The 15,153-nt window shown below is 45.6% G+C and carries 16 protein-coding genes; 11 read left to right on the top strand and 5 right to left on the bottom strand.

What is annotated here, in order from left to right:
• Positions 1–125 precede the first annotated feature (125 nt).
• From ACSX1A_RS18535 to ACSX1A_RS18520, 4 genes are all read left to right on the top strand, one after another.
• Complete coding sequence (locus ACSX1A_RS18535) at positions 126–1,241, top strand: NAD(P)/FAD-dependent oxidoreductase (RefSeq protein WP_439881127.1); 1,116 nt, start codon at positions 126–128, stop codon at positions 1,239–1,241.
• 169 nt (positions 1,242–1,410) lie between these two features.
• A complete protein-coding gene (locus ACSX1A_RS18530) occupies positions 1,411–2,529 on the top strand; it encodes a type III polyketide synthase (protein WP_439881126.1) in 1,119 nt (372 codons plus the stop codon).
• A complete protein-coding gene (locus tag ACSX1A_RS18525) occupies positions 2,510–3,217 on the top strand; it encodes a methyltransferase domain-containing protein (RefSeq protein ID WP_439881125.1) in 708 nt (235 codons plus the stop codon). Before ACSX1A_RS18530 ends, ACSX1A_RS18525 begins: the two co-directional genes overlap by 20 nt.
• Before the next feature lie 69 nt (positions 3,218–3,286).
• Complete coding sequence (locus tag ACSX1A_RS18520) at positions 3,287–3,493, top strand: hypothetical protein (RefSeq protein WP_439881124.1); 207 nt, start codon at positions 3,287–3,289, stop codon at positions 3,491–3,493.
• A 47-nt stretch (positions 3,494–3,540) separates the two neighbouring features.
• On the opposite strand, the gene ACSX1A_RS18515 is transcribed toward ACSX1A_RS18520, so the two are convergent.
• Positions 3,541–4,443, bottom strand: a complete 903-nt coding sequence (locus tag ACSX1A_RS18515) for a histone deacetylase family protein (RefSeq protein WP_439881123.1) — start codon at positions 4,441–4,443, stop codon at positions 3,541–3,543.
• Positions 4,444–4,972: 529 nt separating this feature from the next.
• Here ACSX1A_RS18515 and ACSX1A_RS18510 point away from each other — a divergent pair.
• From ACSX1A_RS18510 to ACSX1A_RS18500, 3 genes are all read left to right on the top strand, one after another.
• Positions 4,973–5,581: a porin family protein gene (locus ACSX1A_RS18510; RefSeq protein ID WP_439881122.1), complete on the top strand. Its 609-nt coding sequence runs from the start codon at positions 4,973–4,975 to the stop codon at positions 5,579–5,581.
• Positions 5,582–5,728: 147 nt separating this feature from the next.
• Positions 5,729–6,466, top strand: a complete 738-nt coding sequence (locus ACSX1A_RS18505; protein WP_439881121.1) for a YceI family protein — start codon at positions 5,729–5,731, stop codon at positions 6,464–6,466.
• A gap of 99 nt (positions 6,467–6,565) precedes the next feature.
• Positions 6,566–7,114, top strand: a complete 549-nt coding sequence (locus ACSX1A_RS18500; RefSeq protein WP_439881120.1) for a DUF6992 family protein — start codon at positions 6,566–6,568, stop codon at positions 7,112–7,114.
• A 56-nt stretch (positions 7,115–7,170) separates the two neighbouring features.
• On the opposite strand, the gene ACSX1A_RS18495 is transcribed toward ACSX1A_RS18500, so the two are convergent.
• Positions 7,171–7,728 (bottom strand): type 1 glutamine amidotransferase domain-containing protein, encoded by a 558-nt coding sequence (locus ACSX1A_RS18495; protein WP_439881119.1) that lies wholly within the window; start codon positions 7,726–7,728, stop codon positions 7,171–7,173.
• Between the two features lie 114 nt (positions 7,729–7,842).
• The gene (locus ACSX1A_RS18490; RefSeq protein ID WP_439881118.1) at positions 7,843–8,220 is read right to left on the bottom strand and encodes a hypothetical protein; all 378 of its coding nucleotides are present in this window, start codon (positions 8,218–8,220) and stop codon (positions 7,843–7,845) included.
• Positions 8,221–8,507: 287 nt separating this feature from the next.
• On the opposite strand from ACSX1A_RS18490, the gene ACSX1A_RS18485 reads away from it, so the two are divergent.
• From ACSX1A_RS18485 to ACSX1A_RS18470, 4 genes are all read left to right on the top strand, one after another.
• Entirely contained in the window at positions 8,508–9,125 is a 618-nt protein-coding gene (locus ACSX1A_RS18485; protein ID WP_439881117.1) for a C40 family peptidase, read from the top strand.
• Positions 9,126–9,337: 212 nt separating this feature from the next.
• Positions 9,338–9,880: a YkvA family protein gene (locus ACSX1A_RS18480; protein ID WP_439881116.1), complete on the top strand. Its 543-nt coding sequence runs from the start codon at positions 9,338–9,340 to the stop codon at positions 9,878–9,880.
• 23 nt (positions 9,881–9,903) lie between these two features.
• The gene (locus tag ACSX1A_RS18475) at positions 9,904–10,251 is read left to right on the top strand and encodes a hypothetical protein (RefSeq protein ID WP_439881115.1); all 348 of its coding nucleotides are present in this window, start codon (positions 9,904–9,906) and stop codon (positions 10,249–10,251) included.
• Positions 10,252–10,506: 255 nt separating this feature from the next.
• Positions 10,507–11,247, top strand: a complete 741-nt coding sequence (locus ACSX1A_RS18470; RefSeq protein WP_439881114.1) for a M48 family metallopeptidase — start codon at positions 10,507–10,509, stop codon at positions 11,245–11,247.
• Positions 11,248–11,462: 215 nt separating this feature from the next.
• Here the strand turns inward: ACSX1A_RS18470 and ACSX1A_RS18465 are convergent, their stop codons facing one another.
• Both ACSX1A_RS18465 and ACSX1A_RS18460 read right to left on the bottom strand, forming a co-directional pair.
• Positions 11,463–11,714: an acyl carrier protein gene (locus ACSX1A_RS18465; RefSeq protein ID WP_439881113.1), complete on the bottom strand. Its 252-nt coding sequence runs from the start codon at positions 11,712–11,714 to the stop codon at positions 11,463–11,465.
• Positions 11,715–11,720: 6 nt separating this feature from the next.
• The gene (locus ACSX1A_RS18460; RefSeq protein WP_439881112.1) at positions 11,721–15,143 is read right to left on the bottom strand and encodes an efflux RND transporter permease subunit; all 3,423 of its coding nucleotides are present in this window, start codon (positions 15,141–15,143) and stop codon (positions 11,721–11,723) included.
• Positions 15,144–15,153: the final 10 nt, after the last annotated feature.

Genomic DNA, 15,153 nt, shown 5'->3' with positions numbered 1-15,153 from the left:
CCAATTATTAAGAACGGCTGTAACTATAAATTGTTCTTGTATTATACATAATAAAAGAGGGGTGTTCACCACTTTTTTGCAGGTTTTATTGTACTATAAGCATACACGTAAGTATTAATTCGTAATTGGAAGATGTAGTTATCATTGGAGGCGGCCTGGCAGGTCTTACAAGTGCCCTTAACCTGGTACGTGCAGGCATTGCCGTGACAGTGATCGAGAAAAAGAACTACCCTTTCCATAGAGTGTGTGGTGAATATATTTCTAACGAAGTGTTGCCATATCTCCGTTGGCTGGGCGCTGATATCAACGCCCTTGAACCAGCCAGCATCTCCCGTTTCCTATTGTCATCACCAAAAGGTACAGTACTGGAAACAAAATTGGACCTGGGTGGCTTTGGCCTTAGCCGCTATACCCTTGACAACTATCTGTACAAGTTGGCGGCACAACAGGGCGTTAAGTTCAGGTTACAGACAACGGTGCAGGAGGTGCATTTTGCTAATGATTCCTTTACAATAGAGCTTACTGGCAACGAGCGGATACAGGCCCGCATTGTGCTGGGGGCGTACGGCAAGCGCAGCGCCCTGGACCGCCAGTTGAACAGGCCCTTTTTTAAATCACGCTCACCCTATATCGGTGTCAAATACCACCTCCACTACAAGCATCAGCCCGCTAACCTGATTGCCCTGCACAACTTTAAGGATGGTTACGCGGGTATTTCAGCCGTGGAGAATGGGCGCTACTGCTTCTGTTACCTTACCACCCGGCAAAACCTGCGGCAACACGGCAGCATCCCCAAAATGGAACAGGTTATACTTTCCCGGAACCCGCACCTCAGGCATATTTTTGAGGAGGCTGAATTTTTATATCCGCAACCCGAAGTGATCAATGAGATATCATTTGCCACCAAGACCTGCATCGAGGATCATATGCTGATGTGCGGTGATGCAGCGGGCATGATCACTCCTTTGTGTGGCAATGGCATGGCAATGGCCATTCATGCTGGTAAAATAGCCAGCGACCAGGTTGTAAAATACTTTGAGAACGGGCGCAACCGCGCTTCAATGGAGCTGGGCTATCGCTCTGCCTGGAAGAAAAAGTTTAAGTCCCGCCTGCAGACAGGGCGCCTGGTACAGCATTTATTTGGTGCCCCCCTTTTATCTGAACTGGCTGTTAACACACTTCGTTTTTTACCTCCGGCTGTACGGCTCATCATGCGGCAGACACATGGTAGCCCGTTTTAAAGCGCTTTTAGTTTGAGTGTATATCTATTATAAGATGGCTTCCGTACTTATGCCAAACTAGTTGCCCTTTGTGCGGCACATAGATTACCATAACCTTCCTGCCTCTCCTCTGTTCTTAGTGAGCCTGACAAGGGGCATATGGAACAGGTAACGATAAACGGACCCAAACATGAAAAGCTACATTTGCGCCATTGGCACAGCGAACCCACCCTTTAAGATACCACAGATGCAGATAGCTGATTTCATGGCTAATGCGCTGCAATTTGATGAACAGGACACTCGCAAATTGAAAGCTCTTTACAGGGTGTCAGGCATCGGGAACCGCTATAGTGTGCTGCAGGACTATACCAGGCAGAATGGAGAATTTACATTTTACCCCAATACGCCTACGCTGGAGCCATTCCCTACGGTGCAGCAACGAATGGAGCTCTACAGGAAACATGCCGTTGATCTCTCCGAAGATGCCGTTAGAAACTGCCTCAAAAGCTCTTCTGTTCCTTTAGAAGACCTCACGCACCTGATTACTGTTAGTTGTACCGGCATGTATGCTCCCGGCCTCGATATTGAGCTGGTGGAGCGGTTGAATCTGTCATCGTGTGTGCAGCGCACGGCAGTTAATTTTATGGGTTGCTATGCCGCTTTCAATGCCATTAAATTAGCCGATGCTATTTGTAAGGCCACTCCAGAAGCAAAGGTAATGCTGGTGTGCACAGAAATATGCACTATTCATTTTCAGAAACATGCCGAGCAGGATCACTTAGTTTCTAATGCCCTGTTTGGTGATGGGGCTGCAGCCGTGCTGATGCAGGGGAAACCCTGCCAGGAAGTAAGCCTGGAACTGCAGTCCTTCCACTGCGACCTGGCGCCGGCAGGCAAACGTGACATGGCCTGGCACATTGGCGATACGGGGTTCGAGATGACCCTCTCCTCTTACGTGCCCGACCTGATCAAGAAAGGAATAAAAGAGCTCACCGAAAGGCTGCTACAAGGTCTTAAAACCAAGATATCTGAGATCAACCTGTTTGCCATACACCCCGGAGGCAGGCGCATACTGGAAGTGATCGAACAGGAACTGGGCATGACCCGCGACGATAACCGTTTTGCTTACCAGGTGCTCCGCGAGTTCGGGAATATGTCATCGGCCACGGTGCTGTTTGTCTTAAAAGAATTGATGGATACGCTCACACTAAAGGAGCAGGATGAGCCTGTATTAAGTTTTGCCTTCGGCCCCGGCCTAACCCTTGAATCAATGCTGCTAAAAGTGCATTATGCTAAAGCTACGGTCTAACGAGCCCGAACTGATGGACGACCTGACAATGTCAGGCGAAGAGTTGCGTAAGAACCTGGAAGAGCTGGAGGTTATAAACCACTGGCTTGGGGGGTATAACGTAGTACTGGATGCGCTGGATAAGTTAGATGTGCCCCAAAACCATACCTTACGTATTGCCGATATCGGTTGTGGCGGCGGCGACACGCTTAAAAGTATAACCAAATGGGCCAGGCGTAAAAACGTGAAGGTAGAGCTGGAAGGTATCGATGCCAACGATTTTATGGTACAGTTTGCCCGTAAGCGTTGCGCTGCTTACCCAGAAATTAGCGTAAGCCAGTTTGATGTATTTTCAGAGGCATTTGCCGCGAAGCAGTACGATGTGGTGGTGTGCAGCCTCTTTTGCCATCACTTTACCGATGCACAGTTAGTAAGCATGTTCCGGCAATTGTATAGGCAAGCACATACGGCAATTATCATCAACGACCTGCACCGGCACTGGCTGGCATATTATTCCATCAAATATATTACGGCTCTCTTCTCAAGTTCAAGACTCGTAAAGAATGATGCCCCACTTTCAGTATGGCGAGCATTTAAGCGGGTTGAATTAGAACAACTTCTGGCACAGGCAGGTATTCAGAACTACTCCCTAAAATGGATGTGGGCATTCAGGTGGCAGCTGGTGTTCGGCAAAAATATGTCGCAGTAACATCAAGTGACTTGAATAGTAGGGCACAGCAAACTTTAACTAAAATTGATTTTTGGGGTATAGAAGGATATGAAAAAAGATAATATCAGGTTTTGGCTTCTATTTATACTTTCAGTCGCTATTTCGGCTGTGGCCATCTCCTTTTTCCTGGAGGCGCTCAAGATCGTGCTGTACATTATTCTGGTTTTAGCCCTTGCCCCGGTTATCTACATCATCCTGCGCAGCATTATTCCTGGACGCAAAGACGATTCTGATAAACTTAAAACCAGGGAATAAACTATAATACTACCTCTCAGCGTACACGATTTTTTCCGCAAAAACGCTTAAAACCACAGCTGCTGGGCTAGCCGAAAAGTATTGGCATGCGCCTCTACAATATGGGCAATTTGTTTTGAGTAGCCGCCTCCCATACTTATGGCAACAGGAAGGTGGTGCCGGTGGCAAAGCTCCAACACAGTACGGTCCCGTTCTTTGCAGCCTGCTATGCTCATGCCCAGCTTGCCTAGCTTATCGGTTGCCAGCACATCCACCCCCGACTGAAAAAATACAAACTCCGGCTCGTGCTGGTCTAGCAGCCGCGGCAGGTGGTACCTCAGAAGCTGTAGGTATGTTTTATCGTCAGTGCCTTCGTCCAAAGGCACATCCAGATCGGATCTCTCTTTATGGAAAGGATAGTTATGGCCGCCGTGCATGCTGAAGGTAAATACACGTGGCTCTTCTTTAAATATTTGCGCAGTGCCGTTGCCCTGATGCACATCCAGATCCACGACCAACACTTTGTTTATACTTTCATAGTTGAGCAGGTAATTTGCGGCAATGGCAATGTCGTTTAGCAGGCAGAAGCCTTCACCTTTGTCTGTAAATGCATGATGTGTGCCGCCTGCTATGTTCATACCCACGCCGTACTGCAAGGCAAACAAGGCTGCCTGTAAAGTACCGTCCATTATAACCACCTCCCTGTTTACCAACTCTTCAGATAATGGAAAGCCTGTTTTGCGAATCTCAGATGGCGTCAGTTGTAACATTTTTAACCGATGCCAATAGTCAGCACAATGGGTATCAAGTATAAATTTTTCCTGTAGCGGTTCCGGCACAAATAAGTTATCAGCTGTTATAGTGCCTTCATATAAGAGTTGTTCGGGAAGCAGGTCATACTTTGCCATCGGAAAACGATGGCCCTCCGGCAGGCTGTGAGAAAATATTTCGGACCAGGCAATTTTAAGCATAGCACAAAGCTAACAAGAAACAGCTGTTACAAGTTTGCTTGCCCTTTCACAAAAATGTAGAAATAAACCTGCGTCAGGAAACAGTGCAAAAGCTAAAGAATTTAGCAGGGTATCAGGCCCTGGTGGATAAGTTCATACCCAGGCATCACAGCACCTCAATAATAACGTTTCCGGATGTGGATAAATGTGGATAACCATGTTGATTACCCATAGTTATCCACTACTCTATGTTAAGTTTATGTTATAAAAACTCAATTTTATTAATATTTTCATATTACCCTGCCAAATAATCAAATTATGTTAGCAATCCCTGCTAATTTATTTACCAATCCAATTTGAGTAAAGGCTTCAGCGAAAGTACACATATCCATTACCATGTATACCCTTATTGCACAGCACAGTGCACACTGCATACTCCCCCAAAGTAACCAACGTAACTTTACATCAAGCCTACTAAGTATAAAGCATCATACAACGTACAGAAGCAAAAGGTATAAGCTGGCGCGGACGGCGACACAAACCATTAACTATGAAAAAAATATCTATAATTCTCCTGCTGCTGCTCTGCTCAATAGCGGTACATGCACAGGAGGTCGATTCAACAGCCCAAGTGGAGGCAGGCATGCTTAACTCCTGGCTTGGGGTAAAAGCAGGATTAAATTTCTCTGACATTTACGGCAACGACAAAACAATACTGGGGGAGACAAGTAACCACACCAGCTTTCATGCAGGAGTATTTGCGCAGATCGGATTGAATAACTATTTGGCCGTACGCCCGGAAATACTTTACTCCCGAAAGGGTTATGAACATGCGGACTCCGTTTTCAGGTTCGATTACCTGGAGGTGCCCATACTTGCGGTCCTGAATCTTACCAAAAATGTGAGTGTGCATTTAGGCCCCCAGGTCAACGTTATGGTATCAGCACAAGAAGAAGGTACCGAAGTTGCCCTGAAAGATTACAACACCTTTGACTATGGTGCAGCTGCCGGGCTTGAGGTACGTGTTTATCGTTTTATAGCAGGTGCACGCTACAGCTTAAGTTTTGAAAAGCTGCTGAAAGTTGATAATACCGGTCAAAGGGCAGACCTGGATATACACCCAAAAGTACTACAGGCATACTTAGCCATAGGTTTCTGACGTTAATCAAAAGATAAACAAAGCGTGGAAGCGATACCTACTTACAAAGGTAACACATAAGGTAGGCCGGTCATATCATTTTAACTAAAAAAACGTATTCAAATAGACCTGTAATCCGCTGCTACACTTCAACTTAAGTCTTTTTACATGAGCAAACTGAATTTGCATATAGCGCACTACTTCACCTTATCCCTATTTGCCTGCCTTATAGTATTAAGCTCCTGCGACACGACTGTGAAAACAGATAATGCAGCGGTAGGAGATGCTATTGTTAAAAAAATTACGGCGACACCCTCCCATACTTTTGTAATAGATACCACAAAAAGTGAGATTACCTGGATCGGCTCTAAGATGACCGGCAGGCACAACGGATACTTCAAAATAAAGGAAGGTGAGCTGCAAATGACAAATGGCTTAATATCGGGAGGCACCATTGTTATAGACATGACGCATATGCAATCCAGTGACAAGACAATCGACGTAAACAGCAACACAAAACTAACCAACCATTTAAAGTCCCCTGACTTTTTTGACACCAATGTGTACCCGACAGCAGTCTTTGAACTGACTGGCATTGCCCCCTATGACAGCACCAAGAACAAACCACAGGAATTACCCATTAGAACCCCAGACAGTGCTCTGCGTGTTAAAAACCCAACGCACAAAGTTACGGGCAACCTTACCTTAAAAGGGAAAACCAAAAGCATCTCCTTTCCGGCCAAGGTAACCATGGATAATAACTTGATAAAGGCTAAAGCCAATTTCAACATCGACCGCACTCAATGGGGATTGGTATACCGCTCCGACAACTCTCTGGGCGAAAAAACTATTTACCCCGAAGTAAATATAGGTTTAGACATTGTGGCAAAGCCGCAGGCTAATTAGTAACTATCATATATAGCCTTTCTACCTCCTAATTCAAACTATTACAAACTTTTATGTTGCAGGCACCAGTACGGTAGCAGCAGCAAAATAATTCAGAATATGAGAAGACTGTCGTGTCTGCTTTTTCTAATTCTTTTAAGCAGTGCTGCACAAGCACAAAGTGAAGCCCTCAGCACCTTTAATATACACCAGGAAAATATACTCCGGACCGGTATATTACTACTGGGCGGATGGGCTATCCTGAATATACTTGTAGGCAGTTTCAGGCTTACAAACTCAACCAGGGCCAGCAAGCACTTTTACCAGATGAACCTTTACTGGAACGTGGTTAACCTACTTATTGCAGCCATTGCATTGCATAATATTCTGTCTGACGACGCACTGATACGCGCACTACCTGAGAGTCTGCGCCTGCATAGCTGGTATAAAACAATCATATACCTGAACGTGGGCCTGGACCTGGGTTATATGATGCTGGGAGTATACTTGAAAGAACGTTCTAAAAACTCTGTCAGAAACGAAAAACTGTTAGGCTGGGGTAAAGCAGTGGTGCTGCAGGGCTTTTTTCTTTTTATGCTGGACCTGGTACTGGCGGTGTTGCTTGAATATAATGCACCACAGCTTTTCCGGCTGGTACCGGGCCTTTAAAAAGAAAGCCGCACCAGGTGTTGGTGCGGCTTTCTTTTTAGAGTTACAGACCGGGGTTAACGATTATGCTTGCCCTCGGCAAACTCTTCGATCATTTTCTTATTGAATGCCGGTATATCGTCAGGATTTCGGCTGGTGACCAAACCATTGTCGACGACTACTTCCTGATCAACCCATTCCGCGCCTGCATTTTTCAGGTCTGTTTGCAACGTATGGTAGCTGGTCATTTTTTTACCCTTTACTTTGCCAGTTTCAATCAGCGTCCAGGGCCCGTGGCAGATAGCTGCAACCGGTTTACCTGATTCCATGAATTTATTCACGAACGCAACAGCATCTTTATTTGCACGCAGGTGATCCGGGTTCATAACGCCTCCCGGTAACAGTAAGCCGTTATAATCATCCGCACTCACCTCGTTCAGTTTCTTATCAACTTCAAATTTATCTCCCCAATCAGTGTGGTTCCAGGCTTTTATCTCTCGGTTTTTATTTGGTGAAATGATGTGCGCCTCTGCACCTTCGTCTTTCAGAGCCTGTAATGGCTTTGTGAGTTCCACCTGTTCAAATCCTTCTTCTACAAGTATGGCAATCTTTTTGCCGTCTAGTTTATGCGCCATGTTTAAGTTTGTTTTGTGGTTTAACAATAAATCGCTTTAACAATAACGGGCGAAGGGCTAAATTGTTAATTTGAAAATTCTGTACAGGTCTCGGTCAACAGTATTATTGGTGAGTCATTCTCCTTCTTTTTCATCAGCAGGAAAAGGCAGTCCAGTTGGGGTAACAGTACTATCGGCACGCTTTGCCGGGCTCATGTGCCTGCGGTGCTTGATGCCCTCCAGCCGGGCTTCAACCTCATATTTATTATTATAATAACCTACCCGCATCGACTCCCGCAGATACAGCCACAGAAAACGGAAGTAGCCGTGCTCTTTAAACTGCTTCACGTGGCACAATTCATGTGCTACCCAACCCTCGTCTTTCAGAAAAGTACCGCGATCTACTCCACTCAGGTGAATTGTTTTGCCAAGTACCATGGCAACGTTTTTGCTCTTTAACACTAGCCGTGCAATTCGTGCAAATAAAGATTTTTCTACAATTTTATATTTCATCGCTGCATAAGCCCGCTAGTACTTTTTTTAATGTTCACCACTGACCAGGCGGCTTTGCCAGGAAAACAAATGCTTAACCGGACAGATGTACCACATTTACAGACAGGTAAGCTTTTGGCGTTGTTTGGCCATTTGAACTTTTGTAAGTAGATTTGCCAGCCTTAAAAACTGGAAAGCCAAACACAGCTTAGTCAGTTGCTTACTTTTGGTGCAATTTTTTTACGCTGCCCGGGCAGCAAAGGTGACACTGTTTATGCCCTTTACCGGCAAATAACAAGCTAAACCCTATGACAAAAGCCATTGTACTTAGTGCCCTTGCGATACTCTCGCTCACACTATCTTACTTTTACGAAGTAACACCGGCAAAGTCGTCAGCTCCTGCTCATGCCTCCACCACTTTTAAAATCACTCCTTACGCTATTAACTCTGGCGAAGACATGGTGCGGGCAATGGAATTTTACGAGCCGGTAGAAGAGGCAACAGCAGCCGCTGAAGAATTTTATTCGCAAAAGCTGAACATGCGGTTCACCAAACCCAAAAGCTGGCAGCTAGCCCAGACGGTAACCCGCTGGATAGGCACCCCCTACCGCTATGGCAGAAGCTCGCGGAAAGGCACCGACTGCTCAGGCTTTGTTAGCAGTATTTACCGCGAAGTATATGGGATACGCCTCAGCCGAAGCTCAAAATCGATGTTCCGGGATGTACAACATATTAAAAAAGATGAAATGCAGACCGGTGATCTTGTCTTTTTCCGCAGGGGCCCTAAGCAGCCTATCTTTCATGTGGGCATCTACCTCAAAAACAACAAATTTATACATTCGGCTACGAACGGAGGTGTGATGGTGAGCTCTCTTAATGAACCTTACTATCGTAACTATTTCTATGCAGGCGGCCGTGTAAACTAAGCACATAAATTATACAGCAAAAAGCCCTGCAGCAAAAAAGCTGCAGGGCTTTTTGTTTGTGCACTACCATAACAATTTTACTGGCATCAAGTATAGGTAGGTTAGCATTACTTTCAGCAAATTGCATCATAATTAGCGTATAAACATTAATACCCCGAGCAGGTTAGCTAAACAGTACACCAAACACAATAAGTATAAGCACGTACACAATCATGGAGAATCAAAGACCAGACGGAAAAAATATTGCACAAAGCCCTTTCTTCAAAAAGATCCTTGAAAAAGCTGAAACTTACCTGAAACATCCGTCGAAGGTGGCAAAGCTTTTGAATGACGCTTTTAAGAAGGCAACGGCTAAAAAAGGCGTTGGTGCACTGGCTGGCGAAGTGTGGGAGAACCTGCAATTGCTTTCGCGTCTGATTAAATCAGCCACATCCGGAGAGTATAAAGGAATCCCTACCCCTACTATTGTAGGTGGAATTGCCGTGTTCATTTACTTTCTGTCCCCGATCGACCTGATTCCGGACGTAATTCCGGTAATTGGCTTACTGGACGATGCCAGCTTACTGGCCTGGTTTATGACCAGCATCAAGTCAGAGCTTGATAAGTTTAAGGAGTGGGAGATGCAACAGAAAGACACAGAGAAACACCAGCCACAGACAGAGGGCGCTCATAATGCAGATACCTCCTTTGGCACTCCAAAGTACAGCAACCAGGTTGAGGGAACTGTACAGATAGAAACTGGAAAAGAATTATAAATAACGATAAACACAGATAAACTATGGAAACAAATAAAGGAAAAAACACTGATAAGAAAGATTGGGAAAAAACTGCACAGGATGCAAAAGGCGACCTTAAGACAGGTAGAATTCCGGATAAGCATACCGGTGAGCAATACCGTAATGTAAGCGACAAGAACCGTAACGACCCTAATCCTACGAAGGGAGAACCTAAGAACCAGAAGCAGGATAGCCCTAAAAAAGACCACTCGTCTCAGGGCCATTCCACAGATGCGAAAGGATCCGCTACAAGCAGTAAAGAGCCAACATTACGTTCTTCGACCACTGATAGCAGCCGTTCTCACAAAAACCCGCACGATGACCAGCCTACCGGTGGTAACATCAGGTAAAAGTTTTAAAAATAATTTTAAGTAAAGAATGCCGGCTAAAGTAGTTTAGCCGGCATTCTTTTTTTGTATTATTATAGCTTTCAATACCTCCAGCACCCCATTTCTATATCTCTTAAAAGATTAAAATATAGTACAATACGAATACTGAAATTTACATAAATTAACATAAAAGGCCTCTCTACTATAGTTTTCTAAGGAAATTATTTTTTATATTTGACCAGAGGATTTTGTATTTTAACTTTTAGCCAAAGTAAAATGTCTTCAACATTTTTACGACTTACTTCTGTTAACGTCCACATCGACGGCATCGGAAAAGTTCTGATTGAGCGGAGCGACAAAGCAAAGCGTCTTAGCATTAGCGTGAGGCCTTTGAAAGGTATACGGGTGGCAGTTCCACCGCATATCAGCTTTGAGAAAGCAGAACAACTTATTTATACCAAAACAGACTGGATAAAGGAGCACCAGGCACGCATGCAGCAGCACGAGCAGCAGCTAACCGTGTACGATGGTTCTTCTGAATTTAAGACGAAGCACCACACGCTTCGCCTGCTGACGCATGCACAGTATAACATGCGCTGTGTGATTCAGAACGGTTATATTAATGTGTTCTATCCTGCCTTTAAGGAGGTACGCGACACTGATGTACAGAAGTTCATTCGTCAGTCCATTGAAGATGCATACCGCAAGGAGGCTAAGCAGTACCTGCCTCAGCGTGTAGCTTATTTTGCTGAAAAGTTTGGATTTGAATATCAGAACGTGTTTATCAAGAATGCAAAGAGCCGTTGGGGGAGCTGTTCTCATACGAACAATATCAACCTGAACCTGCACCTGATGCGCCTGCCTGAAGCTCTCTGCGATTACGTGATCCTGCACGAACTGGCCCACACGGTAGAGAAAAACCATGGCCCGCATTTCTGGGCACTGCTGGACAGCGTTTGCGGCAATGCCAAAGCCCTGGACAAAAAATTAAAGGCCTTCCGGATCTCCATTTTTTAAACACCAAGCTATAGAAATACTTTACTCAACCTATTGCATTAGATTTACTTTAGTACTTCACGTGGTCAGCAACTATTAGGTGAAGCCTGCTATGCTCGGGCACAAGTTGCAGACTTAAAACAGCCTTACTCAGTATTCGCTTATACCTACTAAAGCATAAAAAAGCCCCGGAGCATGCTCCGGGGCTTTCACGTTATACAACTTTACTTTCTCTTCTAGCTGGCCTTTCTGATGCTATGCGTGGCCACGAAGTCAATAAAATCACCTACTGTATCTATGGGAACCTCATCCGGGATGGTTATATGAAAGTTTTTCTCCAGCTCCAGGATAATATCTACTAAGTCAACAGTATCGAACCCGAAGTCCTGCAGCAACCTGCTTGCCTGAAGACGATCCGCTTTTATCTCTTTTGTTTTGCTAATGATACGGATAACCTCTTTCTCAATAGCGTTATTTGTAGCAATCATAGTAATTTAAACTGTGTATTCTTCTCTAACTTTTCCGTTTACAGGAAGCTCCTGCGCCTGCAGTTTTGCTGCTTCACGCTTCTTCTTTCCGATTAATTTATCTTTAAGCTTCTCATTCAGCAAATACATTACCGGCACGATCAGCAGGGTAATCAGGGTAGCAAAACTCAGGCCAAATATGATCGTCCAGGCCAGAGGTCCCCAGAAAGCAACACTGTCGCCGCCCAGGAAGAAACCTGCTTTAAACTCCTTGAACAAGGTAAAGAAGTTAAGGTTTAAACCGATGGCCAGCGGAATAAGACCAAGCACTGTAGCCGTTGCCGTCAGCAATACTGGGTTCAGACGCGTTTTACCGGCCTCTACAATCGCTTCCTTCAGGCTCATACCCTCCTCCAGCAGCTTATCCGTAAATTCTACGATCAGGATACCGTTCTTCACAACAATACCGGCAAGGGCCACTATACCCACCCCTGTCATTACTACAGAAGTATCCATTCCAAATATCGAGAAGCCCAGGAGCACACCGATGATCGAGAACAGGACTTCAGATAAAATAATGAACGGCTTCGACACCGAGTTAAACTGGGTAACCAATATCAGGAAGATGATCAGGAAGGCTGCTACCAGTGCAAGCATCAGGAACACCATCGTTTCCTGCTGCTCTTCCTGCTGGCCACCCATTCTCACCTCGTAACCTTCCGGTGTCTGGAAATTCTGCAAAGCGCTCTCTATCTGCTGAACCACTTCATTAGGGTTATAGCCATCAAGCACGTTAGACTGCAGCGTAACCATACGCTTCAGGTTCTTTCGTTTGATACCGCCGTAGGTAGTGGAGTAATCTATACTTGCCACCGACGAAAGCGGGATCTGGCGCACCTGCCCTGAATTCATGTCGCGGTACGTAATGCGCATATCCATCAGCGCATCTATGTTGTCGCGGTAAGGCTCTGCATAACGCACCTGTATCGGGTACTCCTCTTCGTCCAGTTTAAACTTGGAGGCCTCCGTACCAAAGATTGCTGTCCGTACTTCCTGACCTATTTGCCCGGTGCTGATGCCCTCCCGGTTAGCACGCTCACGGTCGATGTTCACTACGATCTCCGGTTTGCTGTCTTCCAGGTCGGAGCGCAGCTCTTCTATGCCGCCAATCCCTTGCTGGTCGATGTACTGCTCCACCTGTTTTGACAATGTGATAAGTCCTTCAAAGTCCTCACCTGCTATCTCAACAGAGATCGGTTTACCTACAGGCGGGCCGCTCTGCTCTTTGTCTACTGTAATGTCAGCTCCAGGTATTCCCTGCACTGCCTCCCTTATCTGGCTGAGGTAATCACTGGTAGAAACATCGTCCTGACGGTCTTTATACTCAACAAAGGCAACGGTAACCTTTCCTTTGTGAGATTGTGGCGTTGTACTGCGCTCATTTTGGTCTCCGGCCCCGATCGCCACGTTAGATATCACGGACTCAACATTCGGGTTATTCTCTCCTATCACATTGTAAACGCGCTTCTCTACGATCTTCGTAACAGAGTCTGTTACAGCCTGATCCGTACCGATAGGCATATTAATATAGGCATACACAAAGTTCGGATCACCGGATGGGAAGAACACCATTTTAGGCGGCCGGATGGCTGTTAAAACAACTGAAAAAATTAATAGGCCTATCACTCCCAGAAACACTCCGACAGGCCTTTTACCTACCAGCATCCAACGAACGATTTTCTCGTAGCCCGTCATAAAGCGAGGGAGCAGGTTGTTCTGGAACTTGTTGATCATGCCCGTAAATACATACTTGTTCAGCAGCGCCAACACTACCACAAGCATCACCAGGTTAGCTGTACCATACCAGCCCGTTATGTAACCGATCACAGCAATACCAAACCCTACGGCTATCAGAATCCAGAAGAACTTACCTGAGCCTGTTGCGACCTCTTTTGTGTGGTCGTGATCTTTTTTCATGAAAGACGCCGCGAACACCGGGTTAATGATAAAAGCAACCAACAACGAAGACACCAGCGTCACGATAAGGGTGATGGGCAGGTACTGCATGAACTTACCAACAATACCCGGCCAGAAAAGCAGCGGAAAGAAGGGTGCAATTGTGGTAAGTGTACCGGCCAGCACTGGTATAAATACCTCTCCGGCGGCCACCTTGGCAGCCTTGGTTATACTTAAGCTAGTAGTATGAAAAATTCGGTGCGTGTTCTCAATCACCACAATGGCATCGTCCACTACAATACCTAAAGCAAGCAGGAAGGCGAACAGTACGATCATGTTGAGCGATATGCCAAAGAAAGAGAACGTGAGAAAAGCCACGAACATTGAGATCGGTACCGATAACCCTACAAATATGGCATTGGTGGTGCCCATAAAGAACATCAGGACCAGCGTTACTAACACAAAACCGATAATGATGGTATTGATCAGATCGTTCAGGGTGTGGCGCGTCATTTTAGACTGATCGCCTGTGACCGTAATTTTCAGATCATCTGGCAGCGTAGTGCCCTGCATCTCATCAATGGTTTCGCGTATCTTGTCAGATGCCTCGATCAGGTTCTCGCCGCTTCGCTTGATCACGTTAAGGGTAATAACAGGGGCATTATCCAGGCGGGCAAAGCTTTCCTGCTCCTCAAACCCTTCTTTTACCTCGGCAATTTCTTTCAGCTGGATGTTGGCACCGGGCAAAGATTTGATCACTATATCACCGATCTTGTTAGGGTCTACATACTGGCCAACTACCCGCACAGAGCGCTTGGCCTCACCCACAGTAACATTACCACCCGATATGGTTACGTTCTCACGGGCGATGGCATTTGCAATGTCATTGAAAGTTACTTTGGCAGCCTGCATTTTATAAAGGTCCACGTTTACCTGTACCTCTTTATCCAGAGCGCCCACAATATCTACGCGGGTAATTTCCGGGTATCCCTCTATGCGGTCCTGCAGGTCTTCAGCATACTTTTTCAGCCTGTCAAGGCTATAGTTACCGGACACGTTCACAAACATGATCGGAATCTCCGAGAAGTTTACCTCCTGCACGTTTGGCTCCTGCGTCAGGTCTGTGGGCAGGTCAACACGCACCTTGTCCACAGCGTCTTTCACCTGCTGCTTTGCCTGCGCTACTTCTACATCGGTATTGAATTCCACTGTGATCATAGAGAAATCCTGCACGGAGTTAGAAGTTACTTTTTTAACCCCGTTTATACCTTTGATCTCCTTCTCGATAGGCCTCGTTACCAGGTTCTCCATATCTGATGGAGAGGTACCCGCATAAATGGTGCTTACAAATACCGTTGGGATAACGATATCAGGGAAATTCTCTTTCTGAAGATTTATATAAGAGAAAATACCTGCCAGCGTGATAATGATGGTGACGATATAGATACTGGTCTTATTATCGATGGACCAACTGGTTGGCTTAAACTGTTTCATAGTTTATACT

The sequence above is a fragment of the Pontibacter sp. MBLB2868 genome (assembly GCF_051904785.1).
In the GTDB taxonomy this organism is placed as follows: Bacteria; Bacteroidota; Bacteroidia; order Cytophagales; family Hymenobacteraceae; genus Pontibacter.
Note: the sequence above shows the minus strand (reverse complement) of the source record. Positions and strands in the feature narration are given on the sequence as shown.

What these genes read in the sequence shown, in the direction of transcription:
- ACSX1A_RS18495 (WP_439881119.1), bottom strand. Translation starts at nt 7,728, where the DNA reads ATGGCGCATAAACTAGACGGCAAAAAGATTGCCATACTTGTAGAAGAA.
- ACSX1A_RS18465 (WP_439881113.1), bottom strand. Translation starts at nt 11,714, where the DNA reads ATGATTGCTACAAATAACGCTATTGAGAAAGAGGTTATCCGTATCATT.
- ACSX1A_RS18510 (WP_439881122.1), top strand. Translation starts at nt 4,973, where the DNA reads ATGAAAAAAATATCTATAATTCTCCTGCTGCTGCTCTGCTCAATAGCG.
- ACSX1A_RS18470 (WP_439881114.1), top strand. Translation starts at nt 10,507, where the DNA reads ATGTCTTCAACATTTTTACGACTTACTTCTGTTAACGTCCACATCGAC.
- ACSX1A_RS18475 (WP_439881115.1), top strand. Translation starts at nt 9,904, where the DNA reads ATGGAAACAAATAAAGGAAAAAACACTGATAAGAAAGATTGGGAAAAA.
- ACSX1A_RS18460 (WP_439881112.1), bottom strand. Translation starts at nt 15,143, where the DNA reads ATGAAACAGTTTAAGCCAACCAGTTGGTCCATCGATAATAAGACCAGT.
- ACSX1A_RS18530 (WP_439881126.1), top strand. Translation starts at nt 1,411, where the DNA reads ATGAAAAGCTACATTTGCGCCATTGGCACAGCGAACCCACCCTTTAAG.
- ACSX1A_RS18525 (WP_439881125.1), top strand. Translation starts at nt 2,510, where the DNA reads ATGCTAAAGCTACGGTCTAACGAGCCCGAACTGATGGACGACCTGACA.
- ACSX1A_RS18500 (WP_439881120.1), top strand. Translation starts at nt 6,566, where the DNA reads ATGAGAAGACTGTCGTGTCTGCTTTTTCTAATTCTTTTAAGCAGTGCT.
- ACSX1A_RS18505 (WP_439881121.1), top strand. Translation starts at nt 5,729, where the DNA reads ATGAGCAAACTGAATTTGCATATAGCGCACTACTTCACCTTATCCCTA.
- ACSX1A_RS18480 (WP_439881116.1), top strand. Translation starts at nt 9,338, where the DNA reads ATGGAGAATCAAAGACCAGACGGAAAAAATATTGCACAAAGCCCTTTC.
- ACSX1A_RS18520 (WP_439881124.1), top strand. Translation starts at nt 3,287, where the DNA reads ATGAAAAAAGATAATATCAGGTTTTGGCTTCTATTTATACTTTCAGTC.
- ACSX1A_RS18515 (WP_439881123.1), bottom strand. Translation starts at nt 4,443, where the DNA reads ATGCTTAAAATTGCCTGGTCCGAAATATTTTCTCACAGCCTGCCGGAG.
- ACSX1A_RS18485 (WP_439881117.1), top strand. Translation starts at nt 8,508, where the DNA reads ATGACAAAAGCCATTGTACTTAGTGCCCTTGCGATACTCTCGCTCACA.
- ACSX1A_RS18490 (WP_439881118.1), bottom strand. Translation starts at nt 8,220, where the DNA reads ATGAAATATAAAATTGTAGAAAAATCTTTATTTGCACGAATTGCACGG.